Genomic DNA, 26,372 nt, shown 5'->3' on the forward strand with positions numbered 1-26,372 from the left:
ACGCGCCGTCATGCGGCATTGAAGAATGGCTCATCTCCTGCGAGATGGGCCATTTCTGCATCTGCAGGGTAGTAGTAGCAGTAGTAATTCGTGGGCCGGATCGGCATATCGGTTTAACCAATTGGAAACCGGCGAGCCTCCCATGGCGTTCGTGGACGCTTGGTGCTCCATGCTGAAGCGGCCGTCTCAACCATTCTTCAAGCGGACGCCTTGCAGCGCCGATGAAGTCAAACACCAGCCGTCATGGATGCAGATCGCAAAAGGCAACTCAAGAAGCTGGGCAAGGCCGAGGTCGCCCGTCAATCGGCCGAGCTTCGCGCTTCATTGACGGACGCAAATCCGGCCGCGTTGGGTGATTCGGCATGGGCCAACAACCACAAAACCGGAATTCTCCGAGAAAAGTGGCTTAAGAAGAAATTGCCACTTCTGCGCCAAAAGAAACTGGAGCAATTGTTTGTTGTCCTTCCAATCGTCAGCGCGGGCTGGCGACCGACGTTGGGCGGCTATATTCAATGCCGCACTTGCGGGTCGGCTTCGCCGTCCTCGATTCCTGAACGGAAGTTTTTTTATTGGGCTACCTGTGGTTGCGGCAACATTCGCTGGCGGTGTATTGGTCCCTTCCGCCGCGTGGTCGTCAGAGCGCCCGACCAAATACTCCCGGTGACGCTGATTGGCCGCGGTTGAGCCATCTGCTTCGTCGCGAGGAATTTCTGGCGAAGCATTACTTCAGCTCGTAGCTCAGCTCGTAGAAGTGAATCCCGTCCCGGATATCGATCGTCAACGTCCCGCTGATCCCTTCGAGCCCGCCGGTTCCTGAATCCGGCACCACCTGCACCGCCAATCGCGGCTGTCCGCGGTTCATCTCCCCGGCGTGCATCAGCACGAAGCTGCCCTCGCGGCCCGCGAGCCGGGCTTGCACCTGCTCCATCGCCACGTAGCCGGCCGAGCCCGGCACCGCCGTCCTGAAGGCCAGCATCTCGCCGAGGCTGCTCCCTTCCAGATCGCCGTGGAACTGCTTGACGATGGCCATGCGCCCAATCGGGCAGGCGTCATTCGTGGCGGGCGCGGGGGTGAGCTGCACGTCGAACGTGCCAGCGGCACGGGCAACGGCTCCTACCAGGTCACCGACAAGTCCAGCGCCACGGTCAAGGTGAGCTTCAAGGGCACGACCGCGCAGGGCATGCCGATCACCTACGAATCGACCTCGGTCCACAAGTGGATCGGCAGCGACTGCAGCGCACCGCCGCCCGGCGTGGATCCGTCGGTGGCCGAACTGCTGCAGTGACACGCTACTTGGATCGGTCGTTGGTTGACGAAATGATCAGGAATAGAATTTGCGTCAACCAAGGAGCACGCGATGATCCACGACCGACTCCGGCGGGCCCGCGTCTTGAAGGGGCTCAGCCTCGATGAACTGGCCCAGGCCGTCGGTGACATCACCAAGCAGGCACTGAGCAAGTTCGAACGGGGCGATGCGATCCCGAACTCGACGCGGCTCCTCCAGTTCTCCAAGGCCCTGGGAGTCCGGCCCGAATACTTCTTCCGCGCCGAAGCGGTGAGCTTGTCTCCGCTGGAGTTCCGCAAGCTGGCCCGCATGCCGAAGTACCGGCAGCGGCAGGTGGAAGAGCAGATGCGGGACCACCTCGAACGCTATATCGGCCTGGAGCGCTGCTTCGACGCCGTCAATGTCCGCATCGCCCCGACGGCCCCCGAGATCCTTCCGGTCGAGTCCTTCGAAGCGGCGGAGAGCGCTGCGGAGCGCCTGCGTCGTGCCTGGGGCATCGGCGGCGACGCCATCGCGAACCTGACGCAGTTGCTGGAAGAACGTGGCATCAAGGTGGCGCTGCTCGATGCGCAAAATGACTTCGACGGTGCATGCGCTGCCACGGAAGACCACGAGCATGTGCTGATCGCGCTCAATACCGCGCGGCCTGGCGAGCGCATGCGCTTCACGGCGGCGCATGAGCTCGGCCATTGGGTGATGGCCTTGCCCGAGGACATGTCCGAGGCCGACAAGGAGCGATGCTGTCATCGCTTCGCCGGCGCGTTTCTCTACCCCGGAGCGCAGGTGCTGCTCGACTTCGGCAGTCACCGCCGGTCGCGTGTCCATCCCGCGGAGCTCCTGAATGCGAAGCGGCGCTACGGGATCTCGATGCAGGTCGCACTGCGGCGCCTGAAGGATCTCGGCTTGCTGCATGAGGCCGGCTACAAGGCAGCGGTCATCCAGTTCTCGCAGGCTGGCTGGCGCACCGCAGAGCCAGAGGCGCTGTTGCCCGAGCAACCGCGGCGTTTCGAGTCGCTCGTGTTCTGGGGGCTGGCCGAAGGCCTTTTCACCCCGTCCCGCGCCGCCGAGTTCCTGCAACGCCCGCTGGACACGCTCGAGCCCGCTCTCTCAGCGCTGGCGGGAGCATGAATGCAGCGGGTCTACGTCAGCGATACCAACATCTGGATTGATTTCCGGAACGCTGATCTTCTGGACGACCTCTTCCGCCTCCCGTTCCACTTCTGCAGCACCGACTTTGTCCTGCACGAACTGCAAGACCTTGCCCATGAAGAACTGACCCGGCGCGGTCTGATCGTCGAATCGCTTGGCAGCGATGCCATCGCTGACCTCACACACCTCACCGCCGAGCACAACAACAGCTCTCTGGCGGACGTTTCCTGCTATTACCTTGCGCGGCAGTCCGGCTTGCCCTTGCTGACCGGAGATGGCCGGCTGCGCAGGCAAGCCCAGAAGGACGGCATGGCGGTGCACGGCGCGCTGTGGCTGCTCGATCAATTGCTGGCACATGGCGTCGTCAATGAAGGAGCGCTCGCGGCGGCCCTTCAACGGATGCTGACTGCAGGTGCCCGGTTCCCTTCGGAAGAATGCCAACGGCGATTCAAGGAATGGGCGACTTGATCCGGCACGGCAAATGACGCGTCGCCACGGGCCTCAGGCCGTCCGCGCCGCGAGCATCACCTCCTGATGCCCCCTCCCCGCCGGGATCATCGGAAAGCAGTTTTCCACCGGCGCGACGGCCACGTCGAGGAAATACGGCCCTTCGCTCGCCAGGCACGCGGCCAGCGCCGCATCGAGCTCCTCCCGCCGCGTGACCCGCGCCGCCTCCCAGCCGAAACCCTTCGCCACCGCGACGAAGTCCGGCATGCACGCGTTGTAGCTGTGGCTGTAGCGCTCGCCGTGGTGCAGCTCCTGCCACTGACGCACCATGCCCATGTGGCCGTTGTTGCACAGCACGACCTTCACCCCCGCGCGATGCTGCCGCGCCGTCGCCATCTCCTGCAGGTTCATCAGGATCGACGCGTCCCCGCTCACGCACACCACCAGCCGCCCCGGATGCGCCACCTGCGCCCCGATCGCCGCCGGCAAGCCATAGCCCATCGTCCCCGCGCCCCCCGAGGTCAGCCAGCGCCGCGGCCGCTCGAAGGCCAGGTGTTGCGCCGCCCACATCTGATGCTGCCCGACGTCCGTCGACACGATCGCATCGCGGCCCGCGAGCTGCTCCCGCAGCCCCGCCATCAGGGCCTGCGGCGCGATCACTTCGGGCGTGTCCTCGAACGCCAGCGAGCGCTGCGCCCGCCAGCCCTCGATCCGCTCCCACCACTCGGCGAGCCGCTCCGCCGCCATCGCGCGCCGCTCGAGCGCCCGCCTCAGCCGCGGCAGCACCGCGCGCGCGTCGCCGCACAGCGCGAGATCGGCGCGGCGCACCTTGTCGATCGACGCCGCATCGATGTCCACATGAATCACCCGCGCCCCCGGCGCGAAGCTGTCCAGCCGGCCCGTCACGCGATCGTCGAATCGCGCCCCCGCGCACACGATCAGATCCGCGTGATGCATCGCGAGATTGGCCTCCAGCGTGCCGTGCATCCCCAGCATCCCCAACCACTGCGGCGATGACGCCGGCAGCGCGCCCAGTCCCATCAGCGTCAGGGTGCAGGGCGCGCCGCTTGCAGCCACGATGGCGGAAAACGCCGTGCACGCCTCATCGCCCGCGTTGATCAATCCACCGCCACCGTAGAACACCGGCCGCCGCGCCGCCGCGATCCAGTCCGCGGCCTGCTCGATCGATCCGGCGCCGACGACGCCCGCCACCGGCGCCGCCACGCGCTCGCGCCGCGGATCCGGCCGTCGTCTCGGAGCCGGCGCCAGTTGCACGTCCTTCGGCACATCCAGCAGCACCGGCCCCGGCCGGCCGCCCCGCGCGGCCTCCACCGCCTTGCGGACCATCGCCGCCACATCCCCGCCCGGCCGCAGTTGCGCATTCCACTTCGTCACTGGCCGCGAGATCCCCAGCGCATCGCACTCCTGGAACGCGTCCGTGCCAATCGACGCGCTGTTCACCTGCCCGCTGATGCACAGCACCGGGACCGAGTCGCACATCGCATCGAGCAGCCCCGTCGTCGTGTTGCTCATCCCCGGCCCCGAGGTCACCAGCACCACGCCCAGCCGCCCGGTGCTGCGCGCGTAGCCTTCGGCCGCGTGCACCGCCGCCTGCTCGTGACGGACCAGGATGTGGCGCAGCCGCGGCTCGCCATGCAGCGCGTCATACAGCGGCAGCACCGCGCCGCCCGGATAGCCGAACACCGTGTCCACGCCGCAGGCCACCAGCGTGTCGAGCAGCGTCTGCGCGCCATTGCGGGGCTCGCCGGCCACCGCGTTCATGGCGCCCAGCGCGGCGCCCTCGGTCAGTGCATTCATGCGAACCAGTATCCCGGCAGCCCCTCGGAAAGGGTTGCCGTTCCTGCCTCCTAGAATTGCCTCCGCAGCAAATCTTCCTGTTGGATCTCGATGGAACAGCAAATCAAGCTCGACAAGTTCGACCGCGCCATCCTGCGCGCGCTCCAGCGCAATGCGCGAGCAAGCCTTCAGGAGATCAGCGAAGAGGTCGGCCTGACCACCTCGCCCTGCTGGACGCGCATCAAGCGGCTGGAAGAGTCCGGCGTCATCGAGGGCTACACCGTCCGCGTCAACGCCGAGAAGATCGGCCGGCCCGAGCAGCTCATCGTCCAGCTCACGCTGAACAAGCACACCGATGCGGCGATGGCCGAGTTCGCGCGCCACCTCGAGGCGATTCCCGAGGTCATCGAGGCCTATCTCGTCTCCGGCGACTACGACTACGTGCTGCGCCTGTCCGTGCGCGACACCCGTGACTACGAGCGCCTGCTTCGGGAGAAGCTCTACAAGATCCCTGGCGTCCGGCACAGCAAGTCCAGCTTCGTGCTGCGCTGCTTGAAGGCGAGCTCGCTGCCGCTGTGAGCCGCGCTCAAGCGTCGGGAGTCTCGGCCGCGGCCGCCGCGCCGCCCCGGCCCGGGATCTCCGGCAGCTTCAACAGCCGCAGCGCATAGGTCCGCAGCGCGGCGATATGACGGCGGACCGCCTCGGCGCCCATCTGCGGATCGCCCTGCGCGACCGCCTGCAGCATCGCCCGGCCCTCCACCGGCAGGACCTCGAGCTCCGCCGCCCACAGGGGCAGCCGCGCTCGCCGGAACGCCTCCAGCAGCCGCCCGCGCGAGGCCTGCATGTCGAAGGCCTGGCCGTTGTCCGCCAACCGGCCGAGCTGGTGCTGCAGCGCCTCGTCCGCGGCGAGCAGCTCGCCGACCTGGCCCGCGCGCGCTGCTTCCTCGACCGGGGGCAGCAGCGTCCGCGCGCGCGTCAGCGCGGCCGTGGACAGCCGCTTCTGCATGCGGCAGGCCTGCGTCACCAGCATGGCCTGCAGGGCCTCGCGCACATCGAAGTACTCCTCGACGAATCGCGCATCCACCTCGCGCACCACCGCCCCCTTGTTCATCCGCATGTCCACCATGCCGTCGCCCTGCAGCTGCAGCAGCGCCTCGCGCACCGGCACGTTGCTGACCTGGTAATGCGCGCTCAGCTCGTGCAGCGTCAAGTGCTGGCCGAGCCGCCAGCAGCCGTCCTCGATGTCGGTGCGGATCTGGTCGCGCAGTCGCAGATAGGTCGGCGTGTTGATCGGATACGGGGAATGAGCCATCGCGGCACTCCGTCCAGTGAGTTCGCCAGCGCGGCATTGCGCGGGCGGCTTGCCACTCTACGAAGGCGGCCCACTGCGCGCGCCGGGCGATTCGGGTCCTCGGCGGCGTTCTTGCTCAAGCGCAATGAATGCGCAAATGACGGCCGAAATGACTCCTCGATAGAAGTGTTCGTCCAGGAATCGCCTACCGCAATCAGTCGAATCGCTCCCGCATGCAAGGCATTCGCTGTGTCGTTTCCGCATCGCCGTGTACCAAGCGCTACAGTCGCGGCCGGGAGGCCAGCGATACAGAGGCGAATGCCCGTTGTCGAATCACTCGAATGGAGCCGTTGAATGGCCAAGTCGTTGAAGCAAGTCCTGTCCCAGATCGAAAAACTTCAGAAGGAAGCCCAGGCGCTGCGCGCCAAGGAGATCTCGGGCGTCGTCGCCCGGATCCGCGAAGCCATCGAGCATTACGGGCTGACGCCCGAGGAACTGTTCGGCAGCGCTGGCGCCAAGCCGCGCGGCACGCGCCGCACGGCCAGAACTGCCAAGGCCGGCGCGCCCGCGCGCAAGGCCGCGCGCGGCGGCGGCACCCCGAAATACCACGACGGCGCCGGCCGCACCTGGACCGGCGTCGGCAAGCGCCCCAACTGGTTCAAGGACGCCCTGGCCGCCGGGAAGACGGCCGAGGATCTGTTGATCAGGTGATCGTCCGCTCGGGGCTGATCGCGCTCAGCGCTGACGAGGCTCGGCGGCGATCTGCCGCAGTTGCAGCAGCGCCATCTGTTCGACATGCACGGACCTGAGCGCGGCTTTCAATTGATGGAGGCCGTTGTCATCGTCTTGCTCCTCGAGCTTCTTCCAAAGCTCCGCGGCTCGCTGCGTCCGGTCGCTGATCTCGTTCTGCAATCCGCTCCTGGGACTCTTGGCATGGCGCGCCAGCACCTCTCGTTCATTCTTGGACAGGCCACCCTCGGCCCGCCGCAACGACTCGTGGAGCGCCAATCCGATGAGCGCGGGATCGTTCTTGCAGCCGTTCGACACGATCGAACCGTCGAGAGCGGTTGCCAGATCCCTCGTGACCGTCTTCCCGACGTCGGACCGCAGGATCGCCAAAGTCTCGGACATGGCGACGACGGCGCCATAGCTCTTCTCGCGGTGAAAAAAGGGCAGCTTGGGTTTCGCATGCGGGGTGGCGAAGCACTTCATCAGATTCGAGCACATCGCATCCAACTGCTTCGTCCCCGGACTGCCGCCGCGCAAGTACGTCTGTCCGAAGTCCGAACTCAACGCCTCATGCTCGTCGAGCCGGGCAGGCCAATCCAGACCGGCGCCGGTCATCCGGACTTTCAGGTGAGCTGCCTGAGCATCGATCACTGCCTTGGCCTGGTCGGCCGGCAGCACCCCCGAGTACTCCACGACCTCACTGTCTTTCGGTACTTGTGACGACCCCGTCGCCTTTAATGCCACCACGCTCGTATAGATCAACTCGCCGGAACCGTTGGCCTTGGGCGGTATCGGCGGCGGCTTCTTCGGGTTCGACAGCACCTTAGAGAACTGCGAGACATCGACGAACAGCTCATCCCTTTCGAGTTCCTCGGGGGTCTTCCGGAGCGCCTTAGGAAGCACTTGCGAGTAGATCGCGTCAGATTGGCCGCCTTTGGGCGCGAAGCGACGGTGGCCGCCCTGATTCCTCAGATGCTCGATCTGGCCGTATTTCAGCTCCTGCGCGTTCTTGCGGTAGGGCTGACTGGAAGGAGGGGGCGTCGACGTCGCTTCTGGCGGCGCGGGTTCGGACCGCCCGTCGTCGTAGATCGGCTCGGAGATCGCGTCGTCGTAGAGGGAGTCCGCAGTGGACGGCGGGTGCGCGGAGGTGGGTTTGAGTTGAGTCATGGCGTTGGGGCGAAGTTCAAGATGAATCGGCCCGGTGCGCAAGCAGCCGGGCCGATCCATCAGTCTTCGTTGCAAACTCGCTCGGTTCGCCCGACATCGGGTGTCACCACACGCGGCAACGCTCCGCGTCCGGCTTGACCATCTTCTGGCCCGGCTTGCAGCGGAAGGCCTGCTCGAACTCCGGCATGTTCACCGCCACGCCATTGATGCGATAGCGCCCCGGCGAATGCGGGTCGGTCAGCGCATGCACGCGCGCGTACTCCGGCCGGGCATGGCTGCAATCCCACTGCGCGAAGCCGACGAAGAAGCGCTGCTCCGGCGTCAGGCCGTCCGCGTCCGCCGGCGCTTGCTTCATGTCCGCGATCTGCGCCTTCCAGGCCGCGTGCGCCAGCACCAGCCCGCCCAGGTCGGCCAGGTCCTCGCCCAGCGTCAGCTTGCTGTTGATGCGGATGTCGTCGACCACCACGTACTGCGCGTACTGCTTGGACACGCAGGCCGCGCGCTGCTCGAAGGCCTTGCCGTCCTTCTTCGTCCACCAGTCGCGCAGGTTGCCCTTGGCATCGAACTGGCGGCCTTCGTCGTCGAAGCCATGGATCAACTCATGGCCGATGGTGCCGCCGGTGTTGCCGTAATTCGGCGCGTCGTCCATCCTGGGATCGAACAGCGGCGGCTGCAGCACGCCGGCCGGGAAGTTGATGTCGTTCATCTGCGCGTCGTAGTACGCGTTGACGGTCTGCGGCGTCATGCCCCATTCGCCGCGGTCCAGCGGCTTGCCGATCTTCGCGAGCTGGCGCTTGAGCTCGAACGCATTGCCGCGCATCACGTTGCCGGCGAAGTCGTCGCGCGCCACCGTCAGCGACGAGTAGTCGCGCCAGCGGTCCGGATAGCCGACCTTGTTGACGATCGCGTGCAGCTTCTCCTGCGCGCGCTTCTTCGTGGTCTCGCTCATCCAGCTCAGCGAGTTGATGCGCGCGGCCATCGCCTCCTCGATCTGGCGCGTCATCGTCAGCGTCTTGTCCTTCAGGTCGGGGCTGAAGTTGCGGGCGACGAACTCCTGGCCCAGCGCCTCGCCGAGCTGCGCGTCGACCAGCTCGACGCAGCGCTTCCAGCGCGCCTTGTTCTGCGGCACGCCCTGCAGTGTCTGGCCGAAGAACTCGAAGTTGGCCTGCACCACCGGCGCCGCCAGCGTCGGCGCCTGGCTGCTCAGCAGCTGCCAGCGCAGGTAGTCGCGCAGCTCCGCGGGGTCGCGCCGCGCCAGTTCCTTGGCCATGGCCTTGAAGAAGGCCGGCTCGGTCACGTTGAAGCTCTTGGCCGGGTCCAGGCCCAGCGCGCGCTGGTAGGCCGTCCAGTCGAAGCCGGGCGTCAGCGCCTGCAGGCCGGCGGCCTTCATCGGGTGGAAGCTCTTGTAGGGGTCGCGCTTGTCGACACGGCCCAGCGAGGCCTGCGCCAGCGCCGTCTCCAGCGCCATGACGCGGCGGGCCTGCGCCTGCGCGGCGGCGGGCGCGTCGCCCAGCAGCTCGAAGCTGCGCGCCACGTGGGCGACGAATTGGTCGCGCAGCTGGCGCGATTTCTCGTCGTCCTTGAAGTAGTACTCGCGGTCCGGCAGGCTCAGGCCGCCGGCATAGGCGAAGGCGATCACCTTCGTCGAGTCCTTCATGTCCTGGCCCGAGGTGAAGCGGAACAGCACGCGCTCGTTGTTGGTGGCCAGGTGCAGCGCGGCCAGCAGCGCGGGCAGCTCGCGGCGGTCCTTCAGCGCCTCGATGCGCGACAGCAGCGGGCGCAGCGGCGCCAGCCCCTGCTGGTCGGCGGCCGGCTCGTCCATGCAGGCGGCGAAGTAGTCGCCCATGCGCGCCTGGTTGGCGCTGCGCGCCGGATCGGCGGCGGAGAGCTTGTCCAGCACGCCCCACAGGTAGCGCTGGTTCTCGTTGGCCATCTTGGCGTACACCGACCAGCGCGCCTGGTCCGGCGGGATCGGGTTGGCCGCCATCCAGCCGCCGCAGGCGTACTGGTAGAGGTCCTCGCAGGGATCGGCCGTGCGGTCCATCGCGGCCGTGTCCAGGCTGGGCGTGTAGGGCAGGCGGTCCAGGGGGCCTTCGGTGGCGACGGGGCCGTTGCCGAACGGAGCGGACGCCGCGCCAGCCGCGGCAGCGGCGGCGGTGTCTGACGTGGGCGCGCTGGCACTGGCGCAGGCGCCAAGGACGGCGGCCGCGACGAGCGCGGCCGCGGAGGTGCGGACAAAGGGACGGTTCATGGCCGACAGCGGGTGGTGATTGCTGGCGGGCATTCTCCGTCAGCCGTCCGCCGCCGCCGGGTGCCAAACGACACCCCGCGATTCGCCCGGCTGGCGGGTCATTTCGGGTTCTTGTTGAAGCGCTGCGCGAGTTCCACGGTCACCGGCAGGAACTGCGCCTCCCTCCCTGGAGCGATCGACACCTGCGCGCCGCCGATGCTTTTCGCCGCGGCGGGTGCCAAGGGCAGGCGCCCGGGTACCGGCGGTGCGCGGGTGGGCATCGGCGGGCGAGATCGCACGGACGGGTCCGTGGCCGTCCCCTGAGAGGTCGCCATCGTTTCCGTCAGGTCGCGGTGTGTCCAATACAGGTCGTTCTGGATGACGACCTCCTTCTCCTCTTCTCGCCCGCGCGGCGGTGATTCTTCGGAAGGCTCGGTGCGCTTGAACGGGCTCCAGTTGGCAATCTTCGAGAAGAAGCCGGGCATTGACATGGGGGGTCTCCGCAAAAGTGAAAGGGCGCGAGTGGCATCGCCGCTCGCGCCCCGTGAGTGGAGACCCGGCAGGAGAGACGCTCCCGCCCTGGCGATCATTGCGCGCTGAAAGCCGTGAGCGCCTTCGGGAACTTGAACAGCCCGCACTTGCCTTGCGCAAGAACTCCCTCGCCCCCCGCGAGGGGGGAGAGGGCAGGGGAGAGGGGGTGTTTCGAAGGGCAGCAGCGCTGTGGCACGAGCCCCCTCGCCCCAGCGGAAGAAGGGGGTGAGGGCCAGCGGCCGCCGCAGACGGAGAAAGCCCCGGCGCCGCGTCCTGGGACGCGGGCCGGGGCCCTGGTCAGACGGCTGCAGAGGAGGGGATCAGCCGTTGACCTTGATGCGGTTGTTGACCGACTGGACGCCCTTGGCGGCCAGCGCCATCGAGCCGGCGCGATCGCGCGCGGCCAGATCGGGCGCCGTGCCGTCCAGCGTGACGTGGCCATGGTCGGTCTCGACCTTCACGTCGAGCGCGCTCAGCTTCGGATCGCCGGCCAGCGCGGTCTTGATCGACGTGGTGATCTGCGCATCGTCAACGGCCTCGCCCACCTTGTTGGCGGTGTTCTCCATCTTGTTGCCCATCTTGTCCATCGCCTGGCGGGTGTCCGCCTTGGCTTGCTCGGACTTCTGCTCCATCTTGGAGATGCCGTCGTCCAGGCGCTGACCGGCGGTGCGGTCATCGTCCTCGCGGCCGCAGGCGGTCAGCGCGACGGCTGCCACCACGGCAGGCAGGACCAGGAGGAGGTGATGCGGGCGGGATGCATGCTTCATGACAAGGCTCCTTTCGCGGGGGTTTGCGCGGCCGTCGCGGCAGGCACCGGGGCCTGGCGACGCTTCGCGGACATTCCGCGGGTGGCCGCGGATCCATGCCCTCACTCTAGGAACTTCCCCTCGCACGCCGGGTCGGCTGGCGCCGGCACCGCCGGTCGCCCGGTATCCCGGCTGCCCGTAGGAGCCGGCCTACAACGGCACCCCGCCCGCCGGCGGCGCGCCGCCCTCGCCGGACGGCGCCGCGGCCATCCCCGGCATGCCCGGAATGGGGAAATCGATGCGCGCAATCTCCGGCTCGTCGCGCTTGAGCGGCAGCCAGGCCCGCACCTCGCAGCCCTGGCCCGGCGCGCTGCGCAGCCGCAGCTGGCCGCGCTCGGCCTCCACCCGGAAACGCATCCCCAGCAGCCCGTGCGACCCCAGCGAGAGCCGCTCCGGATCGAAGCCCTGCCCGTTGTCCGTCACCGTCACCAGCGCCTGGGCGTACTCGCGCTTGAGCGCCACCGTGACCTCGGTCGCGTGGGCGTACTTGGCCAGGTTGGTCAGCGCCTCCTGCACCAGCCGGAACGCGGTCAGCTGCGCGCTCGGCGGCAGCTCCACCGACGGATCCAGCTCCATCCGGATCGGCACGCCCAGCCGCTCCGCCGTCTCCCGGCACAGGATCTCCAGCGCCGGCACCAGCCCGAGCTGGTCCAGCGTCGACGGCCGCAGGTCCTCGATGATGCGGCGCTTGAGCGCGATGCCGCTGTTGAGCGTCTCGGTCAGATGGTTGAGCCGCTGCATCAGATCGGGCGCCCCGGCCTGCAGCTTGGGCCGCAGCCGCGCCACGTCCAGCTTGGCCGCCGTCAGCAGCGCGCCGAGCTCGTCATGCAGGTCGCGCGCCAGGCGCGCGCGCTCGTCCTCGCGCGCGGTCTGCAGGTGGCGCGCGAGCTGCGTCAGCTCGGCGGTCCGGCGCGAGACCTCGATCTCCAGCCGGTCGCGTTCGGCGCGCACCTCCTGCGCCTGGTCGGCGCGCTGCTGGTCCAGCGCCCGGCTCTTGCGCACGAACAGCACGAACACGATCAGGCTCAGCAGCGTCATGCCGGCCACGCCGATGCGGCTCAGCATCAGCGTGTCGTAGACCTGGCCGGTGCCCAGCGCGATGCGGCGGTTCTCGTCCGCCAGCAGCTCCGCCGAACGGCGCCGGATCTGCTCCATCTGGTCACGGCCGATGTCCGTCATCATCAGCTCCCGGCCGGCGTTCTCGCGCCCGTTCTCGTAGAGCTTGAGCACCTCCTGCAACTCGCTGAGCTTGGCGCCCACGGCCGTGGCGATCTCCTTGCTGCGGCGCTCGGCGTCCTCGGCGCCAACCTGCGCGTACATCCGCTGCAGCGCGTTCAGACCCTGCGAGGCGTCCTCCGCGGCGAAGCGGTAAGGGTCCAGGTATTCCGGGCGCCGGGTGATCAGGTATCCCCGTTGCCCTGACTCCGCGTCGGTCACGCGGGCCATCAGCCGGAGCAGTTCCATCCGGGCCCGGCCCAGCGTGTCCAGGCGGTCCATCTGCGAGACGGCCCCGAAGTAGGCCAGCTCGCTGATCAGGATCATCAGCAGGGCCACGAACACGCCCAGCGGCAAGGCCCAGGTCTTGCGGCCCAGGTTCGTGACGGTGTCCTTCAGACTCATCCTCTACACTCCCTCGAGCGATACGCTCACTAGACCATCGCCACCATGATCCGAATCGCCATCGTCGACGACCACGCGATTGTCCGCGCCGGGCTGCGGCAATTCCTCTCCGAACAAGTCGACCTGCGCGTCAGCGGCGAAGCCAGTTCCGGCCGCGAGGCGCTGGACCTGGTCCGCGCCGGCGAAGTCGACGTGATGCTGATGGACCTCTCGCTGCCCGACCAGAGCGGCGTCGAGACCCTGGCCGCCATCAAGGCCCGCAAGCCGGAACTCCCCGTCCTGATCCTCAGCGGCTTCCCCGAGACGCACTACGCGACCACGCTGCTGCGCCAGGGCGCCAGCGGCTACCTGAACAAGGAATGCGACCCCGAGGAGATCGCCACGGCGATCCGCACGGTGTTCCGCGGCCGCAAGTACATCACCCCCGCCGTGGCCGAGCTGCTGGCCGAAGGCCTGGGCGCCCCGGTCGACCAGGCGCCGCACGAGACGCTGTCCGAGCGCGAGCTGCAGGTCTTCCTGCGCCTGGCGCGCGGCGAGACGGTCGGCCACATCGCCGACGGCATGTCGCTCAGCGTCAAGACCGTGTCCACGTACCGGTCGCGCGTGCTGGAGAAGCTCGCGTTGAACACCAACAGCGAGCTGACGTATTACGCCCTCAAGAACGGGCTGATCGAGTAGCCGCATCGGCCAGTCCGCCGCAGTAGGCGAGCAGATCCTCGAGCTCGGCCGATTTGTCGAACACCTTGTGCGCGCCCAGCGCGAGGCAGCGCTGGCGCATGTCGGGCGTGGCGTAGTTGCTGAGCACGACGCGGTGCGCCTCGGGCATGCGCTCCAGCGCGGCGCGCAGGACATTCAGTCCAGTGCCCTGCGCCAGGAAGATGTCGATGATGAGCAGGTCGCAGCCGGGATGGTTCTCGGACAGCCAGCGCAGCGCGCCGGGCTCGTCGACCGCATGGCCGAGCACGCGCATGTCCAGCATCTCCTCGAGCGTGGCCACCAGGTTCTCCCGGATGACGGCGTTGTCCTCGACGAGGAAGCAGGTGAGGGCGGCGCTGGTGGAAGGGGCGTGGGCGTCCATGGGGGGCTCGCGGAACTGCTCGGAACCACAGGCGGGTGCGCGCGAACGGACGGGATGCGCAGGCACGCCGTCCGTTCGCGCGGCACGCCCGGAGGCGGTGGGTCAGGCCGCCGCCGGGCGCGGGATCGGAATCGTCTCACCGGCGCGCGCCAGACGCGCCGATGGCATCAGTCGCTGGCGCGGCTTCAGTTGCGGATGGCGATCTCGTTCTTCACGCGCTTCACGCCCTTGACTTCGCGGGCCAGGCGCTCGGCGTCGGCCTTCTCGGTGGCGTTCTTGGCGAAGCCCGAGAGCATCACCTCGCCCTGCAGCGTCTCGACGTGGATGGAGCTGGCGTCGACGCTCTTGGCCTCGACGAACTTGCTCTTCACCGAGGTGGTGATGGCGGCGTCGTCGACGTACTCGCCGACCGTCGATTGACCGCGCGAAACGGCGCAGCCCGGCAGCAGCGTGAGGGCGCCCAGAGCAGTGGCCAGGGCGAGAACGGTGGCACGAATCATCATGTTGATCTCCTTGGATTGATGACAGGGCTCGGACTCACGCGGCGTGGCGGTCTGACGACACGACGGCAGGGGCCGGCTCGGCGAACGTCGCGGGGCGGTGGTCCAGCAGGTAGGGCAGCGCCGCCTCGAGTCCCAGGACCGGCTCGTGATCGCTGACGGCGGTCCACTGGACCTGGCAGGCGATCTCGTGCACGTGGAGGGCAAGGGAATGGTGGTCGGCGATACCCATCTGTCGGCTCCTTGAGCGCCCCGTGGCGCGCTGGAATTGACTCTACGTATCCCGAACAGCCGGTCCTGTCGTCCGCACCCGCGATGTTTTGTAGGACAAGCGGAGACGGGCTTGCCGACGGCGCGGATGGGGCTTTGTCCTACAGGGCCTCGCGCGCGGCCCCGACATCGCTGGGAACGGTCCGTGCCTAGGATGCCGGACATGGAAACGCTGGAACGTGTCAACGCCGATCTCCTGCTCTCGACGCCGCTGACGGTGGTCGCGCGGGGGCGGCTCGAATTCATGGCGGCCGACGGCCTGAGCCGGGAGCAGGAGCTGGCGCTGGTGATCCCGCGCAGCCGCTGCGATGGGGACCGTCCGTTGTGGCCGGCGCTGATGTCGGCGGCCGCCGAGCACTGGCATCGCTGCCCGGGCTGCGCCCGGCGCCTGGAAGTCTGCATCGACGGCGAATGGCAGACGCTGCTCACCGCACAGGCCTCTTGACCGGCCGCACGGGCTTAACGCTGGCCTCAGGGTCGTCTTGCCGCGGACGCGGATAATCCGCCGCTGGCCGATCACGGCCTGACGACGATGATCCGACGCTCTACCCGCCTTCCTTCGACCCGACTGATTGCTTCCCGCCTCTGGACGGCCGCGGCTGCCGCGGCGCTGGTGCTGACCGGCTGCGGCACGTTCGGGTCCGGCGCGGCCCGCAAGGGCTCCGTGTACCAGAACGAGCGCTTCGCGGCGGACGAGACCTACTCGCGCCTGTTCGACGCCAGCGTGCACGACACCTGCGAGGCGGCGCGGCGGGCGCTGCTGAGTCAGGGCTATGTGATCAACACGGCGACCTCGGACTCGATCACCGGCGCGAAGCGCTTCCAGCCGGGCGGCGAGGAGCACGTGGAGATCAGCTTCACGATCGTGTGCGTGCCCGAAGGCGGCGGCGGCAAGCTCGCGACGGCCTATGTGTCGGCACTGCAGGACCGCTACAGCATCAAGCGCAGCGCGAATTCGACCAGCCTCGGCGTGAGCGCGCTGGGCTCGATCTCGGTGCCGCTGTCGTCGACGTCGGAATCGCTGGTCAAGATCGCCTCCGAGACCATCCCGGCGGGGCAGTTCTACGACCGGTTCTTCGCGCTGATGCAGCGCCTGCTCAAGGACCAGGGGACGGCGGAACCGCCAGCCGAGGACAAGACAGGCGGTTGATCGGTTCGGGCGTTACGCCAACCACAAGCGACAACCCACCGAAGGGTGGGTCATCTCGTGATCACTCCCCCGCCGTTCCCTGCGGCTTCTCCGCGGTGCGGGTCTTCTCGAGCACCAGACCGCGGCGTTCCAGCAGCGGCTGGATCTGCGGCTCGTGGCCGACCACGCCTCGGAACAGCGCCAGCGCATCCTGGCTGCCGCCCTGCGACAGCAGCTTCGCGCGGAACGCGTCGCCCAGCTCGCGCTTCAGGCCGCCATTGGCCTTGAACCACTGCACCGTGTTGGCGTCCAGCACCTCGGACCACACGTACGCGTAGTACCCCGCCGCGTAGCCGCCCATGATGTGGCTGAAGTAAGGCGTGCGATAGCGCGGCGGCACGGCGTCGTAGTCGTAGCCTTCCTCGCGCAGCGCCCTCGCCTCGAAGGCCATCACGCCCTCGGCGGACGGAATCTGGTCCGGCGGCAGTTGATGCCAGCGCTGATCCAGGCTCGCGGCGCTCAGGTACTCCGTCGTGGCGAAACCCTGGTTGAACTGCTTCGCCGCCAGCACCTTGTCCAGCAGCGCGCGCGGCATCGGCTCGCCGGTCTTGTAGTGTTTCGCGTAGTTCGCCAGCACGCTCGGCCAGTCCGCCCACATCTCGTTGACCTGCGACGGGTACTCGACGAAGTCGCGCGGCACCTTGGTGCCAGCCATGCTCGGGTACTTCACGTTCGAGAACATGCCATGCAGCGCATGCCCGAACTCGTGGAACATCGTGTTCACCTCGTCCCAGGTCAGCAGCGTCGGCTTGCCGTCCGCCGGCTTGGGGATGTTCAGGTGATTCGCCACCACCGGCTTCTGGTTCAGCAGACCGCTCTGATCGACATAGGCGTTCATCCACGCGCCACCGCGCTTGGACGGCCGCGCATACATGTCGGCGATGAAGATCGCCAACTGCGATCCGTCCGCGTTGAACACGTCGTAGACCAGCACGTCCGGCTGGTACACCGGCAGGTCGTGGCGCTCCTTGAACTTGAGCCCGTACAGCTGGCCGGCCGCGTAGAACACGCCGTTCTCCAGCACGTTCTTCATCTCCAGGTAGGGCTTGAGCTGCGTTTCGTCGAAGCCGTACTTCTCGGCCCGCAGCTTCTCGCTGTAGAAGCTCCAGTCCCACGCCGCCAGCTTGAACGACGGCTCGTGCTTCGCCGCCTGCTCGCGATCGATGATGGCCTGCAGCTCGCCGCCCTCGCGGCGCGCGGCGCCGACCGCCGCGGGCGCCAGCTGGCGCAGCATCGTGTTGACCGCCTGCTGGTTCTTGGCCGTCTCGTCCTTCAGCACGAAGTCCGCATGCGAGGCGAAGCCCAGCAGCCGCGCGCGCTCGCTGCGCAGCGTGACCACGCGCGACACCAGCGCCGTGTTGTCGAAGGCATTGCCGCGCGAACCCCGCTCGACCGAGGCCTCATAGATGCGCTGGCGCAGCGCCCGGCTCTCGAGCTGTGACAGCACCGGCTGTCCGGTCGTGTTGAGCAGCGCGATCAGGTACTTGCCGTCCTGCCCGCGCGCCCTGGCCGCGGCCGCCGCGGCGGCGATCTGCTCGTCGCTCAGGCCCTTGAGCTCGTCGGCGCTGTCCACGATCACCGCCGAGTCGTTGACCTCGGCCAGCACGTTCTGGTTGAAGCGCGCGCCCAGTTGAGCCATTTCGGCGTTGATCGCCTTCATGCGCGCCTTGCCGTCGTCGTCCAGCTTCGCGCCGGCGCGCAGCAGCTGGTTGTAGTGGCGCTCGATCAGGCGCTGCTCGGCGGCGCCCAGTCCCAGCGACGCGCGCCGCTGGTACAGCGACTCGACGCGCGCGAACAGCTTGGGATCGAGCTGGATCGCGTCCCGGTGCGCGGCCAGTCTGGTCGCGTAATCGGCCTGCAGCTTCAGCCGCGCCGGATTGGCATCGGCGCCGGTCAGGCTCATCAGCAGCGTCACCGCGCGGCCCAGCGTGGCGCCGCTGCGCTCCAGCGCCACGATGGTGTTGTCGAAGGTCGGCGCCTTGGCGTTGCCCGCGATCTCGCCGACCTCGGCCAGATGCTCGGCCATGCCCTGATCGATCGCGGGACCGATGTCGGCATCACGGATCTTGTCGAAGGGCGGGTACTGCAGCGGCAGCGTGCTGGGCGCGAGCAGCAGGTTGACGGCCGAGGGCTCGGCCGGCTGGACGGCGGCGGCCGGCGCGGCGGCGGAAGCCGTGGTCTGCGCCAGCACCGGCGCGGCGATGGCCACGGTGGCGGCCAGGACGAAAGGAATCCTCATGGGAACGCGCCCGCTTGCCGCGAGCGTCCTGTTGTGCGGAAAGCCGTCACCTTAGCCGATGACTCGCGCGAAACCGAAGGCCACGGGCGTCGTCCGCCCCTGTGGCGAACCCGATCCGGGACAACCCTGAACCCAGCGCGCCCAAGCGCCGCCGGATTCATTGGCGATTAGCATGGCCGCTCGCCGCGCCCGCACGCGCGGGTTCCCGTTGAAGCCTCCTCCGCCATGTCCGAACCCACCTTCCAATGGGCCCTGATCGGCCCCGGCTCGATCGCCCACCGCTTCGCCGAAGCCGTCGCCCGCCTCGACGGCTGCCGCCTGCACGCGGTGTGCGGCCGGGACGCCCATCGCGCCCGCCAGTTCGCCGAGCGCTGGTCGCAGGCCGGTGACCCGCCCGTGCTCGCTCACACCGATCCGGCCGCCGTCATGAACGATCCGGCCGTCGATGGGGTCTACGTCGCGACGCCGCACGGCCAGCATTTCGAGTACGTCCTGGCCGCATTGCAGGCCGGCAAGGCAGTGCTGTGCGAAAAGTCGCTGGTGCCCAACCAGGAGATGGGCCGCCGGCTGGTGGAGGCCTCGCGCGCGCATCGCGCCTTCCTGATGGAGGCGGTGTGGACGCGCTTCCTGCCGATCTACCAGGAGCTCGCCGCCTGGCTGCGCGCGGGCCGCATCGGCGCGCTGCGCGGCCTGCAGTCGAGCTTCTGCTTCCCCGCGCCCTACGACCCGGACAGCCGCCTCTTCAGCCCGGCGCTGGCCGGCGGCGCGCTGCTGGACGTCGGCATCTACAACCTCACCGCCACGCGCTGGGTGCTGCAGCACGCGCTCGGCGAGGTGCCGCCGCTGGTGGACCTGCAGGTGAAGGCGGCGCTTGCACCCACCGGCGTCGACGCCCGGCTGGCGGTGGCGCTGGACTTCGGCGGCGGGCTGGTCTCGCAGTTCCACTGCGCCATCGACACCTTCGCGCCCAACACGCTGCAGGTGCTGGGCGAGTCCGGCGCCATCGTGCTGCCCGAGACCTTCTGGGAAGCCACCCGCGCCCAGTTGCTGCCCGCGCGCGGCATGGCCGAGACGATCGAGCGCCCCTTCGAGATCAACGGCTTCGAGAACGAGATCCGTGAAGCGATGCGCTGCGCGCGCGCCGGCGAGATCGAGAGCCCGGTCGTGCCGCACGCGGAGACGCTGGCGGTGCTGGGCTGGATGGACCGCATCCGCGCGCTGGCCGGCGTGCGCTCCCCCTTCGACGACGCGTTCCCGCCGCGCTGAGCCGCGGCACCGGCCCCTCGCGCGCCGCCCCACCCGGACGAGAGCCCCGATGGACACACGCCCCGCCGCCCTTTCCACCGCCCTTTCGACCGCCCCTTCCGCCGAGTTCTCCGAGTCGATCCCGGTGCCGCTGCCCGACGCCCCCGGACTGCGCATCGAGCGCGCCTCCCCGGACGATCTGCCGCGCATCGAGAACCTCATGCAGTTCTACAACTACGACCTCAGCGAATGGACGCCGGTGGCGTTCGCGCCGGAGGGCCGGTATCAGCTGCGGCCCAAGGCGCCGTACTGGGCGCAGCCGGACGTGCATCCGTTCGTGATCTGGCACGGCGCGGAGCTGGCCGGCTTCGCGGTAGTCGACGGCGAGTGCGAGGACCCCGGCTCCGACCACAACATGGGCTACTTCTTCCTGGCGCGCGGCTATCGCGGCCACGGCCTGGCGGCGCGCGCGGCCAGCGAGCTGCTGGCGCGCTTCCCGGGCCGCTGGGAGATCTACCACCTGATGGCCAACACGCCGGCCGCGCAGTTCTGGCCCGGCGTCATCCGCGGCCGCGCCGCCGGCGAGATCGTGCGCGAGGTGCGCAGCCTGCACGGCGACGACTGCTGTCTCTACCGCTTCACCGTGGCGCCGCCGCCCGGCGCCTGAGCCGCGCGCACCGGCCCCTCCCGCGCTTGCGTCCTTTCCGCCCTTCATCGACCCGTTCCAAGGACACCGCCATGCAGCTCATCGGCATGCTCGACTCCCCTTACGTCCGCCGCTCGGCGATCGCGATGCTGTTGCTCGGCCTGCGCTTCGAGCACCGCTCGCTGTCGGTGTTCCGCACCTTCGACGAGTTCAGCCGCATCAACCCTGTCGTCAAGGCGCCGACCTTCGTCTGCGACGACGGCACGGTGCTGATGGACTCGACACTGATCCTGCAGTACGCGCAGTCGCTCTCGCCCGGCCGCGCCTTGCTGCCGCCGAGCGATCCGGCGCTCAAGCGCGCGCTGCGGCTCACGGGCCTGGCACTGGCGGCCACCGACAAGAGCGTCCAGGCCGTCTACGAGCAGCAGCTGCGCCCCGGCGACAAGCAGCATGCGCCCTGGCTCGACCGCGTCAGCGGCCAGCTGCGCGCCGCGCTGCTGGAACTGGAAGCAGAGGTGAAGAAGGCGCCGCTGTCCGCCGAGCGCGATGCGATCGGCCTGGCGGGCGTGACGATCGGCGTGATGTGGGCGTTCGCGCGGGAGATGACGCCGGAGCTGCTGCCGCCGGCCGAGCAGTTGCAGACGCTGATCGCCTATGCGACCGAGGTCGAGCAACTGCCCGAGTTCCGCGCCGCGCCTCATGGCGACGGCATCGTCCAGCCGGTGGGCGGCTGAAGGGGCTCAGCGCGCGAGGGGCGACGCCGCCGTGGTGCCCGCCGCGGGCAGGCGCTTGATCAGCTGGTTCAGCACCAGCGCGATCACGATCAGCACCGTCAGGCCCAGCGCCCAGCCAATCCAGACCACCGGCACCAGCCAGCCGATCGCGGTGCCCGCCATCGGCGCGCCGGCGCCGGCCATCTCCATCAGCCATCGCACCACGTCCTGCGCGAACTCGAGCAGGCCGGTGTCGAGGAAGGGCTCCACCCAGCCGGGGAACTTGAACTCCACGGCAGCCTTGCCGAGTTCGGCCGCGCGGCCGGTGGAGAGCGCCTCCACCGTCCAGCGCACCAGGCTGGCCGCGATCCAGGCCAGGCCGCTCCAGAGCAGCGCGAACAGGCCGGTCACGGACCACAGGAAGGTCTTCATCGCTGGCTCCGCGCGCTCGTCAGTCGTCGCTCGAGCCGGCGAAGCCGAAGATGCTCAGCAGGCTCGTGAACAGATTGAACAGCGACACGAACAGGCTGACGGTGGCCATCACGTAGTTCCGCTCGCCGCCGTTCACGATCATGCTGGTGTGGAACAGGATCATGCCCACCGACAGCAGCGCCACGACGCCCGAGACCACCATCGCCAGCATCGGCAGCTGGAAGAACAGGTTCGCCAGCGAGGCCAGCAACGCGATGATCATGCCGGCGAACAGGAAGCCGCCCATGAAGCTGAAGTCCTTCTTCGTCGCCAGCACGTAGGCCGACAGCACCAGGAAGGTCGCGCCGGTGGTGCCCAGCGCCATCGCGATCGTGGTGGCGCCGCCGGGCAGCGTCAGGATGGCGCTGAGCAGCGGGCCCAGCGTGTAGCCCATGAAGCCGGTCAGCGCGAAGACCAGCGGCACCGAGGCGGCGGAGTGCTGCGTCTTGTGGATCGCGAACAGCAGGCCGAAGTAGCCGATCAGCGTCAGGATCATGCCGGGCGCCGGCAGCTTGAACGCGACGGCCGCGGCCGCCACCGCGCCGCTGAACAGCAGCGTCATCGACAGCAGCGCATAGGTGTTGCGCAGCACGCGCGCCACGTCGGCGCGCTGGGTGAAGACCGAATCGCCACCGCTGGCGGTGGCGGGCGTCCAGGCCGTGGGGGACGCCGGATGTCGTTGGAAGTCGCTCATGAGGGTCTCCTTGATCCGAGGTGAGCCGATGGACTGCAGGCGCGCTCGCGCACGCATGAGGGGCCACCTTAGCGCCGCTAGAGGTTCGAAGAAACCTGCTTCTCTCTCATTCTGTGGCAGTAATTTCCGATTCGCTTTCAACTGGCTGGATCGACATGCCGCGCCGCTGCAGCAGCTTGGCCACCAGCGGGTGGTTCTGCCCGCGGCGGGAGTAGATGGCGTGGACGTCCTCCATCACCTCGCTCTGTCCCAGCAGGTGCAGTCCGGCCATCATCGAGAGGTCGTCGGCACCCAGCCGGCTCACCGGGAACACGCCCAGGCCGCGGGCGGCGAACACGCTCATCAGCGCGCTGTCCTCGAACTCGCCCACGATCTGCGGCCGGATGTGGTGCTGCTCGAACCAGCGCTCCAGGCTTGATCTCAGCGACGCGTGGCGGGTCGGCAGCAGCACGGGCAGCGACTCCAGCACGTGCGGGAAGGACTTGCCCGGCATGCGGCGAGCGCGCTCGATCAGCTCCGCCGGCCCATACCAGTCCACCGGCGTGCTGGCCAGCAGCTGGCTGGTGATGCGCAGCGTCGGATTGACGGGGGCGGGCTGGTCAGTGAGGACCAGGTCGAGGTGATGGAGCGCAAGTTCGCCCACCAGTTGGTCGACCTCCCCCTCGTGGCAGACCAGGCGCAACTGAGGCGTGTCCAGCACCGGCGCCAGCAGCGCATGGGCGGCCAGCTTCGACAGGCCGTCCGACAGGCCCACCGACAGACGCTGCACCCGCTGGGTCGCGGCTTCGTGCACCTCATGCGGCACCATCTGGCCGATCTGGAAGATCTCCTCGGCGCGCGCGAAGGCGGCCTGGCCGGCTTCGGTCAGCACCAGGCCGCGGCCTTCGGGCTTGAGCAACTGGTGACCCAGGGCGCGCTCGAGTTCGCGTACCTGGGCGCTGATGGTCTGCACCGCCATGCCCAGCCGGTCCGCGGCCCGGGCAAAGCCGCCTTCCTTGGCGACGACCCAGAAGTAGTGCAGATGACGGTAGTTGAGGGTGGACATGGCGGGGCCTCCGAAAAAGACGAACCGGGATGATAAGCAGCTTCGCTTAAACGGAAGTTAAGAACGTCTTCACGAAGGTTTTTTCGACACGATCGCCGACCCGGGTCAGGTGGAGTCGCAGCCCCTGCCGGCTCGGTTCTCTGCGCGCTGGACGCGCACATCTTCACAGCTTCTTGACATCAAGCTTCGCTTCTTGTGCGGCTGGCGGCTCGGAAAAACAGAACGCGCCAGCGGCCTGCCGGCCGCGGCGCGTTCGTTGGCGGCGGCTTCAAGCCGCCGCGAGAGGCCTTGGCCGATCAGATCGCAGCCAAGCCTGCCTTCAGGTCATCGCGCAGGTCCTCGACGTCCTCGATGCCGGCGGAGATCCGCACCAGCGAGTCGGTGATGCCCAGGCGCGCCCGCGTCTCCACCGGGATCGACGCATGGGTCATCAGCGCGGGCAGCGAGATCAGGCTCTCGACGCCGCCCAGGCTTTCCGCCAGCGAGAAGATCCGCACGCGCTCCAGGAAGCGGCGCGCGCCGGCCAGGTCGGTGTCCAGCTGCACGCTGATCATGCCGCCGCCGCCGCGCATCTGGCGCTTGGCCAGGGCCAGCTGCGGATGGCTTTCCAGTCCCGGGTAATGGACGCGGCGCACCTTGGGCTGCGCCTCCAGCCAGCGGGCGAGTTCCAGCGCGCTCTCGTTGTGGCGCGCCATGCGCAGCGCCAGCGTCTTGAGCCCGCGCAGCGCGAGGAAGCTGTCGAACGGGCCGGCGATCGAGCCCACCGCGTTGTGCAGGAACTCGAGCTGCTCGCGCAGTGCCGCCTGGCGCTGCTCGCCCCCGACCACGACCACGCCCGAGATCACGTCGCTGTGTCCGTTCAGGTACTTGGTGGCCGAATGCATCACCGCGTCGAAGCCCAGTTCCAGCGGCCGCTGCGACCAGGGGCTGGCGAAGGTGTTGTCGGCGATGGCCAGCGCACCGTGCTCGCGCGCGATCTTCGCGACGGCCGCCAGGTCGGTGAGCTTGAGCAGCGGGTTGCTGGGCGTCTCGATCCAGATCATCTTCGTCTCGGGCCGCAGCGCGGCGCGGACGTTCTCCGGGTCGCTGCTGTCGACGTAGGTCACCTGCAGGCCGGCGCTGCGCTTGCGCACGCGCTCGAACAGCCGGTAGCTGCCGCCGTAGAGATCGTCGCCCGCGACGATGTGCGAGCCCGCCTCCAGCGTGTCCAGCACCGTGGCCATCGCGGCCAGGCCGGACGAGAACGCATAGCCCTGCACACCGCCTTCGAGGCTCGCGATCGCGCGCTCATAGGCCTGGCGGGTGGGGTTGTGGGTGCGGCCGTACTCGTAGCCCTGGTGCACGCCGGGGCTCTGCTGGCGATAGGTCGAGGTCGCGTAGATCGGCGGCATGACGGCGCCGGTCAGCGGATCGGGATGCTGGCCGCCGTGGATGGCGCGCGTGTCGAAACGCAGGCCGGCGTCGGAAGGGTGGTCGTTGTTGTTGGGGGACTGGCTCATGACAAGCCCTTTCGCAGGTGGTTCAACAGGTCGAAGCGGGTGACGAGGCCGTAGAAGCCGCGATCGTCGGCGATCACGGCCACCAGGCCCTTGCGCAGCTGGGCGATCAGGTCGGACAGCGGCGCGCCCGGGGGCAGGGTCTGCACATCATGACTCATCGCGCTGTCGACGCTGTCCTTGAAGTGGCGCGCGTCCATGTGCATCTGCGCGAGCAGGTCGGACTCGTCGAGCAGGCCGACCAGCCGGCCCTCGCGCAGCACCGGCAGTTGCGAGACCTCGGCCTGGCGCATGCGCGAGAAGGCGGTGGCCAGCGTGTCGTCGGGGCTGACGCTGACGACGGCGCCGTCCTCGGCGCGGCGCGCGATCAGGTCGCGCAGATCGCCCTTGGTGGCGCGCTTGAGCAGGCCCTGGTCGAACATCCACGGGTCGTTGTAGACCTTGGACAGATAGCGGGTGCCGGTGTCGCAGACGAAGGTGACGACGCGCTTGGGCGTGGTCTGCGCGCGGCAGTATTTCAGCGCCGCGGCCAGCAGCGTGCCGGTGGAGGAGCCGGCCAGGATGCCCTCGGCGCGATAGAGGTCGCGCGCGGTGGAGAAGCTCTCCTCATCGGTGATCGCGTAGGCATGGCGCACGCCGCTGAGGTCGGCGATGGGCGGGACGAAGTCCTCGCCGATGCCCTCGACCGCCCAGGAGCCGGCCTCGCCGTAGCTGCCCTTCTCGACGAAGTCCTTGAGGATGGAGCCGGCCGGATCGGCCAGCACCAGGTCCAGGCCCGGGCGCACCTTGGCGAAGAAGCGCGACAGCCCGGTCAGCGTGCCGCCCGAGCCGACGCCGCAGACCAGCGCGTCGATGCGGTGGCCGACCTGCTGCCAGATCTCGGGGCCGGTGGTGGTCTCGTGCGCAAGCGGGTTGCTCGGGTTGTTGAACTGGTCGGCGTACCAGGCGCCGGGGATGTCCTGGACCAGGCGCGCGGCGCGGTCCTGGTAGTAGTCGGGGTGGCCCTTGCCGACATCGGAGCGGGTGATGTGGACCTCGGCGCCGAGCGCCTTGAGCTGCAGCACCTTCTCGGCGGACATCTTGTCGGGCACGACCAGCGCCACACGATAGCCCTTGGCGCGGGCCACCAGCGCCAGTCCCAGGCCGGTGTTGCCGGCGGTGGCCTCGACGACGGTGCCGCCGGGCGGCAGCAGGCCGTCGCGCTCGGCGGCCTCGATCATCGACAGGCCGATGCGGTCCTTGATCGAGCCGCCGGGGTTCTGCGACTCGAGCTTGAGGAAGAGCTGGCAGGGGCCGGTGTCGAGCCGGTTGACGGGGACCAGCGGCGTGTTGCCGATGAGGTCCAGCACGGCGGGGCGGTCGGGCCGCTGCGGTCCCTGGTTGATGGCGGTGGAAGTCGTCTCCGTGGCACTCATGCGGGCTCCTTGTGATCCTGGTGGGATGAACCCGGACGACGGCAGGGATGGCGCCGGCGCCGGGCGAACCGGGCAGCTTATCGCCGCGCTGCCGCTCGAGGACGGAGCCTCAAGCGCGGTTGCCGCAGCAGCTTATCCGCTTCGCTTCGTTCCCGGCGCGCCGGCGCGCCCCTACCCTTCGTCCATGTCGTCCAGCATGAGGAAGCCCAAGACCCAGCCATGAACTGAACCTTGTCATCCGATGCGAGCAGCGCCCCGGCTTCGGCCGGGGCGTTTGTTTTTGGGAGCGGCACCACTGGAGTCGGTGGGCATGGCCGGC

29 protein-coding genes are annotated in these 26,372 nt (G+C 68.6%); 12 read left to right on the top strand and 17 right to left on the bottom strand.

Annotated features, from left to right (window positions below):
- The first annotated feature begins 243 nt into the window (after positions 1-243).
- Positions 244-684, top strand: coding sequence for a hypothetical protein (locus tag ABDW61_RS00470; protein ID WP_343635095.1), 441 nt, complete (start codon positions 244-246; stop codon positions 682-684).
- A gap of 37 nt (positions 685-721) precedes the next feature.
- On the opposite strand, the gene ABDW61_RS00475 is transcribed toward ABDW61_RS00470, so the two are convergent.
- Complete coding sequence (locus tag ABDW61_RS00475; protein WP_343635097.1) at positions 722-1,081, bottom strand: DUF3224 domain-containing protein; 360 nt, start codon at positions 1,079-1,081, stop codon at positions 722-724.
- Between ABDW61_RS00475 and ABDW61_RS00480 the strand changes: the two genes are divergently transcribed.
- The 3 genes from ABDW61_RS00480 to ABDW61_RS00490 all read left to right on the top strand — a co-directional run bounded on the left by ABDW61_RS00480 (position 1,007) and on the right by ABDW61_RS00490 (position 2,902).
- On the top strand, positions 1,007-1,285 hold the full coding sequence (locus tag ABDW61_RS00480) for a hypothetical protein (RefSeq protein ID WP_343635985.1): 279 nt from the start codon (positions 1,007-1,009) through the stop codon (positions 1,283-1,285). The genes ABDW61_RS00475 and ABDW61_RS00480 overlap by 75 nt on opposite strands.
- A gap of 72 nt (positions 1,286-1,357) precedes the next feature.
- The gene (locus ABDW61_RS00485) at positions 1,358-2,413 is read left to right on the top strand and encodes an XRE family transcriptional regulator (protein ID WP_343635099.1); all 1,056 of its coding nucleotides are present in this window, start codon (positions 1,358-1,360) and stop codon (positions 2,411-2,413) included.
- A complete protein-coding gene (locus ABDW61_RS00490) occupies positions 2,414-2,902 on the top strand; it encodes a hypothetical protein (protein ID WP_343635101.1) in 489 nt (162 codons plus the stop codon).
- A gap of 33 nt (positions 2,903-2,935) precedes the next feature.
- On the opposite strand, the gene ilvB is transcribed toward ABDW61_RS00490, so the two are convergent.
- Positions 2,936-4,663, bottom strand: a complete 1,728-nt coding sequence (gene ilvB, locus ABDW61_RS00495) for a biosynthetic-type acetolactate synthase large subunit (protein ID WP_343635959.1) — start codon at positions 4,661-4,663, stop codon at positions 2,936-2,938.
- A 126-nt stretch (positions 4,664-4,789) separates the two neighbouring features.
- Between ilvB and ABDW61_RS00500 the strand changes: the two genes are divergently transcribed.
- On the top strand, positions 4,790-5,257 hold the full coding sequence (locus tag ABDW61_RS00500; RefSeq protein WP_343635103.1) for an Lrp/AsnC family transcriptional regulator: 468 nt from the start codon (positions 4,790-4,792) through the stop codon (positions 5,255-5,257).
- Between the two features lie 7 nt (positions 5,258-5,264).
- On the opposite strand, the gene ABDW61_RS00505 is transcribed toward ABDW61_RS00500, so the two are convergent.
- On the bottom strand, positions 5,265-5,990 hold the full coding sequence (locus ABDW61_RS00505; protein ID WP_343635105.1) for a GntR family transcriptional regulator: 726 nt from the start codon (positions 5,988-5,990) through the stop codon (positions 5,265-5,267).
- A 333-nt stretch (positions 5,991-6,323) separates the two neighbouring features.
- Here ABDW61_RS00505 and ABDW61_RS00510 point away from each other — a divergent pair, with 333 nt between their 5' ends.
- Positions 6,324-6,680: an H-NS histone family protein gene (locus tag ABDW61_RS00510; RefSeq protein ID WP_343635107.1), complete on the top strand. Its 357-nt coding sequence runs from the start codon at positions 6,324-6,326 to the stop codon at positions 6,678-6,680.
- Positions 6,681-6,704: 24 nt separating this feature from the next.
- Here the strand turns inward: ABDW61_RS00510 and ABDW61_RS00515 are convergent, their stop codons facing one another.
- The 5 genes from ABDW61_RS00515 to ABDW61_RS00535 all read right to left on the bottom strand — a co-directional run bounded on the left by ABDW61_RS00515 (position 6,705) and on the right by ABDW61_RS00535 (position 13,052).
- Complete coding sequence (locus ABDW61_RS00515) at positions 6,705-7,925, bottom strand: hypothetical protein (RefSeq protein WP_343635109.1); 1,221 nt, start codon at positions 7,923-7,925, stop codon at positions 6,705-6,707.
- 43 nt (positions 7,926-7,968) lie between these two features.
- Positions 7,969-10,149, bottom strand: coding sequence for a M13 family metallopeptidase (locus ABDW61_RS00520; protein ID WP_343635111.1), 2,181 nt, complete (start codon positions 10,147-10,149; stop codon positions 7,969-7,971).
- A 65-nt stretch (positions 10,150-10,214) separates the two neighbouring features.
- Complete coding sequence (locus tag ABDW61_RS00525; protein ID WP_343635113.1) at positions 10,215-10,586, bottom strand: hypothetical protein; 372 nt, start codon at positions 10,584-10,586, stop codon at positions 10,215-10,217.
- Between the two features lie 360 nt (positions 10,587-10,946).
- Complete coding sequence (locus ABDW61_RS00530; protein WP_343635115.1) at positions 10,947-11,393, bottom strand: BON domain-containing protein; 447 nt, start codon at positions 11,391-11,393, stop codon at positions 10,947-10,949.
- A gap of 189 nt (positions 11,394-11,582) precedes the next feature.
- Positions 11,583-13,052: a CHASE3 domain-containing protein gene (locus ABDW61_RS00535; protein ID WP_343635117.1), complete on the bottom strand. Its 1,470-nt coding sequence runs from the start codon at positions 13,050-13,052 to the stop codon at positions 11,583-11,585.
- A 45-nt stretch (positions 13,053-13,097) separates the two neighbouring features.
- Between ABDW61_RS00535 and ABDW61_RS00540 the strand changes: the two genes are divergently transcribed.
- Positions 13,098-13,730, top strand: coding sequence for a response regulator transcription factor (locus tag ABDW61_RS00540; RefSeq protein ID WP_343635119.1), 633 nt, complete (start codon positions 13,098-13,100; stop codon positions 13,728-13,730).
- Here ABDW61_RS00540 and ABDW61_RS00545 read toward each other — a convergent pair.
- The 3 genes from ABDW61_RS00545 to ABDW61_RS00555 all read right to left on the bottom strand — a co-directional run bounded on the left by ABDW61_RS00545 (position 13,708) and on the right by ABDW61_RS00555 (position 14,862).
- The gene (locus tag ABDW61_RS00545) at positions 13,708-14,130 is read right to left on the bottom strand and encodes a response regulator transcription factor (protein ID WP_343635121.1); all 423 of its coding nucleotides are present in this window, start codon (positions 14,128-14,130) and stop codon (positions 13,708-13,710) included. The genes ABDW61_RS00540 and ABDW61_RS00545 overlap by 23 nt on opposite strands.
- A 185-nt stretch (positions 14,131-14,315) precedes the next feature.
- Positions 14,316-14,630 carry a BON domain-containing protein gene (locus tag ABDW61_RS00550; protein ID WP_343635960.1) on the bottom strand — a complete coding sequence of 105 codons (315 nt, stop codon included), beginning with the start codon at positions 14,628-14,630 and terminating at the stop codon, positions 14,316-14,318.
- Positions 14,631-14,667: 37 nt separating this feature from the next.
- A complete protein-coding gene (locus tag ABDW61_RS00555; protein ID WP_343635123.1) occupies positions 14,668-14,862 on the bottom strand; it encodes a hypothetical protein in 195 nt (64 codons plus the stop codon).
- Positions 14,863-15,063: 201 nt separating this feature from the next.
- Between ABDW61_RS00555 and ABDW61_RS00560 the strand changes: the two genes are divergently transcribed.
- Entirely contained in the window at positions 15,064-15,345 is a 282-nt protein-coding gene (locus tag ABDW61_RS00560; protein WP_343635125.1) for a hypothetical protein, read from the top strand.
- Positions 15,346-15,432: 87 nt separating this feature from the next.
- Entirely contained in the window at positions 15,433-16,050 is a 618-nt protein-coding gene (locus ABDW61_RS00565; protein WP_343635127.1) for a DUF2242 domain-containing protein, read from the top strand.
- 61 nt (positions 16,051-16,111) lie between these two features.
- Here ABDW61_RS00565 and ABDW61_RS00570 read toward each other — a convergent pair whose 3' ends face one another.
- Positions 16,112-18,328, bottom strand: coding sequence for a M3 family metallopeptidase (locus ABDW61_RS00570; RefSeq protein WP_343635129.1), 2,217 nt, complete (start codon positions 18,326-18,328; stop codon positions 16,112-16,114).
- A 225-nt stretch (positions 18,329-18,553) separates the two neighbouring features.
- On the opposite strand from ABDW61_RS00570, the gene ABDW61_RS00575 reads away from it, so the two are divergent.
- From ABDW61_RS00575 to ABDW61_RS00585, 3 genes are all read left to right on the top strand, one after another.
- Positions 18,554-19,594, top strand: coding sequence for a Gfo/Idh/MocA family oxidoreductase (locus ABDW61_RS00575; protein WP_343635131.1), 1,041 nt, complete (start codon positions 18,554-18,556; stop codon positions 19,592-19,594).
- Positions 19,595-19,643: 49 nt separating this feature from the next.
- Entirely contained in the window at positions 19,644-20,240 is a 597-nt protein-coding gene (locus ABDW61_RS00580; protein WP_343635133.1) for a GNAT family N-acetyltransferase, read from the top strand.
- Positions 20,241-20,311: 71 nt separating this feature from the next.
- Positions 20,312-20,953 carry a glutathione S-transferase gene (locus ABDW61_RS00585; protein ID WP_343635135.1) on the top strand — a complete coding sequence of 214 codons (642 nt, stop codon included), beginning with the start codon at positions 20,312-20,314 and terminating at the stop codon, positions 20,951-20,953.
- Positions 20,954-20,959: 6 nt separating this feature from the next.
- On the opposite strand, the gene ABDW61_RS00590 is transcribed toward ABDW61_RS00585, so the two are convergent.
- The 5 genes from ABDW61_RS00590 to ABDW61_RS00610 all read right to left on the bottom strand — a co-directional run bounded on the left by ABDW61_RS00590 (position 20,960) and on the right by ABDW61_RS00610 (position 26,053).
- Positions 20,960-21,364, bottom strand: coding sequence for a hypothetical protein (locus tag ABDW61_RS00590; RefSeq protein ID WP_343635137.1), 405 nt, complete (start codon positions 21,362-21,364; stop codon positions 20,960-20,962).
- A 19-nt stretch (positions 21,365-21,383) separates the two neighbouring features.
- Entirely contained in the window at positions 21,384-22,097 is a 714-nt protein-coding gene (locus ABDW61_RS00595) for a Bax inhibitor-1/YccA family protein (RefSeq protein WP_343635139.1), read from the bottom strand.
- Positions 22,098-22,203: 106 nt separating this feature from the next.
- A complete protein-coding gene (locus ABDW61_RS00600; protein ID WP_343635141.1) occupies positions 22,204-23,142 on the bottom strand; it encodes a LysR family transcriptional regulator in 939 nt (312 codons plus the stop codon).
- Positions 23,143-23,438: 296 nt separating this feature from the next.
- Entirely contained in the window at positions 23,439-24,641 is a 1,203-nt protein-coding gene (locus tag ABDW61_RS00605) for a PLP-dependent aspartate aminotransferase family protein (protein ID WP_343635143.1), read from the bottom strand.
- A complete protein-coding gene (locus ABDW61_RS00610; RefSeq protein WP_343635146.1) occupies positions 24,638-26,053 on the bottom strand; it encodes a pyridoxal-phosphate dependent enzyme in 1,416 nt (471 codons plus the stop codon). The genes ABDW61_RS00605 and ABDW61_RS00610 overlap by 4 nt, the downstream gene beginning before the upstream one ends.
- Positions 26,054-26,372: the final 319 nt, after the last annotated feature.

The organism is Roseateles sp. (assembly GCF_039595595.1).
In the GTDB taxonomy this organism is placed as follows: Bacteria; Pseudomonadota; Gammaproteobacteria; order Burkholderiales; family Burkholderiaceae_C; genus Roseateles.

What these genes read in the sequence shown, in the direction of transcription:
- ABDW61_RS00505 (WP_343635105.1), bottom strand. Translation starts at nt 5,990, where the DNA reads ATGGCTCATTCCCCGTATCCGATCAACACGCCGACCTATCTGCGACTG.
- ABDW61_RS00500 (WP_343635103.1), top strand. Translation starts at nt 4,790, where the DNA reads ATGGAACAGCAAATCAAGCTCGACAAGTTCGACCGCGCCATCCTGCGC.
- ABDW61_RS00515 (WP_343635109.1), bottom strand. Translation starts at nt 7,925, where the DNA reads ATGGATCGGCCCGGCTGCTTGCGCACCGGGCCGATTCATCTTGAACTT.
- ABDW61_RS00565 (WP_343635127.1), top strand. Translation starts at nt 15,433, where the DNA reads ATGATCCGACGCTCTACCCGCCTTCCTTCGACCCGACTGATTGCTTCC.
- ABDW61_RS00520 (WP_343635111.1), bottom strand. Translation starts at nt 10,149, where the DNA reads ATGCCCGCCAGCAATCACCACCCGCTGTCGGCCATGAACCGTCCCTTT.
- ABDW61_RS00550 (WP_343635960.1), bottom strand. Translation starts at nt 14,630, where the DNA reads ATGATTCGTGCCACCGTTCTCGCCCTGGCCACTGCTCTGGGCGCCCTC.
- ABDW61_RS00470 (WP_343635095.1), top strand. Translation starts at nt 244, where the DNA reads ATGGATGCAGATCGCAAAAGGCAACTCAAGAAGCTGGGCAAGGCCGAG.
- ABDW61_RS00585 (WP_343635135.1), top strand. Translation starts at nt 20,312, where the DNA reads ATGCAGCTCATCGGCATGCTCGACTCCCCTTACGTCCGCCGCTCGGCG.
- ABDW61_RS00600 (WP_343635141.1), bottom strand. Translation starts at nt 23,142, where the DNA reads ATGTCCACCCTCAACTACCGTCATCTGCACTACTTCTGGGTCGTCGCC.
- ABDW61_RS00610 (WP_343635146.1), bottom strand. Translation starts at nt 26,053, where the DNA reads ATGAGTGCCACGGAGACGACTTCCACCGCCATCAACCAGGGACCGCAG.
- ABDW61_RS00525 (WP_343635113.1), bottom strand. Translation starts at nt 10,586, where the DNA reads ATGTCAATGCCCGGCTTCTTCTCGAAGATTGCCAACTGGAGCCCGTTC.
- ABDW61_RS00540 (WP_343635119.1), top strand. Translation starts at nt 13,098, where the DNA reads ATGATCCGAATCGCCATCGTCGACGACCACGCGATTGTCCGCGCCGGG.
- ABDW61_RS00580 (WP_343635133.1), top strand. Translation starts at nt 19,644, where the DNA reads ATGGACACACGCCCCGCCGCCCTTTCCACCGCCCTTTCGACCGCCCCT.
- ABDW61_RS00590 (WP_343635137.1), bottom strand. Translation starts at nt 21,364, where the DNA reads ATGAAGACCTTCCTGTGGTCCGTGACCGGCCTGTTCGCGCTGCTCTGG.
- ilvB (WP_343635959.1), bottom strand. Translation starts at nt 4,663, where the DNA reads ATGAACGCGGTGGCCGGCGAGCCCCGCAATGGCGCGCAGACGCTGCTC.
- ABDW61_RS00535 (WP_343635117.1), bottom strand. Translation starts at nt 13,052, where the DNA reads ATGAGTCTGAAGGACACCGTCACGAACCTGGGCCGCAAGACCTGGGCC.
- ABDW61_RS00560 (WP_343635125.1), top strand. Translation starts at nt 15,064, where the DNA reads ATGGAAACGCTGGAACGTGTCAACGCCGATCTCCTGCTCTCGACGCCG.
- ABDW61_RS00575 (WP_343635131.1), top strand. Translation starts at nt 18,554, where the DNA reads ATGTCCGAACCCACCTTCCAATGGGCCCTGATCGGCCCCGGCTCGATC.
- ABDW61_RS00545 (WP_343635121.1), bottom strand. Translation starts at nt 14,130, where the DNA reads ATGGACGCCCACGCCCCTTCCACCAGCGCCGCCCTCACCTGCTTCCTC.
- ABDW61_RS00595 (WP_343635139.1), bottom strand. Translation starts at nt 22,097, where the DNA reads ATGAGCGACTTCCAACGACATCCGGCGTCCCCCACGGCCTGGACGCCC.
- ABDW61_RS00530 (WP_343635115.1), bottom strand. Translation starts at nt 11,393, where the DNA reads ATGAAGCATGCATCCCGCCCGCATCACCTCCTCCTGGTCCTGCCTGCC.
- ABDW61_RS00605 (WP_343635143.1), bottom strand. Translation starts at nt 24,641, where the DNA reads ATGAGCCAGTCCCCCAACAACAACGACCACCCTTCCGACGCCGGCCTG.
- ABDW61_RS00490 (WP_343635101.1), top strand. Translation starts at nt 2,414, where the DNA reads ATGCAGCGGGTCTACGTCAGCGATACCAACATCTGGATTGATTTCCGG.
- ABDW61_RS00570 (WP_343635129.1), bottom strand. Translation starts at nt 18,328, where the DNA reads ATGAGGATTCCTTTCGTCCTGGCCGCCACCGTGGCCATCGCCGCGCCG.
- ABDW61_RS00555 (WP_343635123.1), bottom strand. Translation starts at nt 14,862, where the DNA reads ATGGGTATCGCCGACCACCATTCCCTTGCCCTCCACGTGCACGAGATC.
- ABDW61_RS00510 (WP_343635107.1), top strand. Translation starts at nt 6,324, where the DNA reads ATGGCCAAGTCGTTGAAGCAAGTCCTGTCCCAGATCGAAAAACTTCAG.
- ABDW61_RS00485 (WP_343635099.1), top strand. Translation starts at nt 1,358, where the DNA reads ATGATCCACGACCGACTCCGGCGGGCCCGCGTCTTGAAGGGGCTCAGC.